The following is a 1515-nucleotide window of genomic DNA, read 5'->3' as shown; positions in this document are numbered from 1 at the left end:
TTTCGCAACAACCGGGCCATCCAGCTGCAGCAGGTGGCCACGGTCACGTTCGCGCCCGCCATCAAGCGCGGGGACGCCGGCCTGAACGGCCAGCCGGCCGTGATCCTGGGCATCCAGAAGCAGCCGAATGCCGACACCGTCAAGCTCACCGAGAAGGTGGAAGCCGCGCTGGATGAGTTGAAAAAGGGCCTGCCCGCCGGCATGGGCGAGCCCAAGATCACCATGCGCCAGGCTACCTTCATTGAATCGTCGGTAGACACGCTGCGCGGCAAGCTGATCGCAGCCTCTGTGGTGGTGGCGGTGGTGCTGTATTTCTTCCTGCTGAACATCCGCACCACGCTGATCTCTTTGACCGCCATTCCGCTGAGCGTGATGATCACGGTGCTGGTGTTCAAGTATTTCGGCCTGTCAATCAACACCATGACGCTGGGTGGCTTGACCATTGCCATCGGCGGGCTGGTGGACGATGCCGTGGTGGGTGTAGAGAACGTGCTGCGCCGGCTCAAGATGGACCGGGCTGCGCACCCCAACCACCGCATGGGTCCGCTGGAGCTGATTGCCAAGGCCACGCTGGAGGTGCGCTCGGGCATCGTGATCGCCACGGTCATCATCGTGCTGGTGCTGATGCCGCTGTTCTTCCTGCCCGGCATCGAGGGGCGGCTGATGCAGCCGCTGGCTATTGCCTACATCGTGTCGCTGCTCGCGTCGATGGTGGTGTCGGTCACGCTCACGCCGGTGATGTCTTACTACCTGCTGCCGCGCATCAAGGGCCTGGACCATGGCGACACCAGGGTCCAGGCCTGGATCAAGGCGCGCTACGCCGCCGCCTTGACGCGCGTGCTGGCGGCGCCACGCGCCTGGGTGGTTGCGGGCGCCGTGTCTGCGGTGCTGGCCATGCTGGCAGTGCCCCTGTTTCCCACCACCTTCCTGCCGCCGTTCAACGAAGGCGTGGCGCTGGTGGGCCTGCGGCTGAACCCCGGCACCACGCTGACCGAATCGGCACGGATCGGCAGCATTGCCGAGAAAGCACTGGCCGGTGTGCCCGAGGTCGAGCATGTGGGCCGCCGTTCGGGCCGCGCCGAGCTAGACGAACACGCCGAGGGTGTGCACGTGTCGGAGCTGGACCTGAAGCTCAAGCGCAGCGACCGCAGCCTGGAGGCGGTGTATGCCGACATTCGCAGCCGCATCGCCACACTGCCAGCGGCCATCGGCATCGGCCAGCCCATCAGCCACCGCATTGACCACATGCTGTCAGGCGTGCGCTCGCAGATCGCCATCAAGATTTTTGGTGACGACCTGGACGTGCTGCGCGGCGAGGCCGAGGCGCTACGCCAGCGGCTGTCGTCCATCAACGGCGTGGTGGACCTCGAAGTGGAAAAGCAGGTGCTAACGCCACAGATCAAGGTGCAGGTGGACTACGACCGCGCGCTGGGCCTGGGCATTCCTCCCGCCAAGCTGCTGGGCGAGCTGCAGGTGCTGATCGACGGCGAGCGTGTGACGCAGATTGTGGAAGGC

The 1515-nt window shown here is 65.3% G+C and carries 1 protein-coding gene; it reads left to right on the top strand.

Translation table 11 applies throughout. The features are described from left to right. Positions 1–1515 (top strand): efflux RND transporter permease subunit (locus tag ACE3OK_RS12595; protein ID WP_374249895.1); only part of this gene is annotated, 1515 nt, incomplete at both ends.

The organism is Thermomonas sp. (assembly GCF_041905325.1).
Lineage (GTDB): Bacteria > Pseudomonadota > Gammaproteobacteria > Xanthomonadales > Xanthomonadaceae > Thermomonas.
The sequence above is the reverse complement of the archived record's forward strand: the minus strand, read 5'-3'. Positions and strand labels throughout refer to the sequence as shown.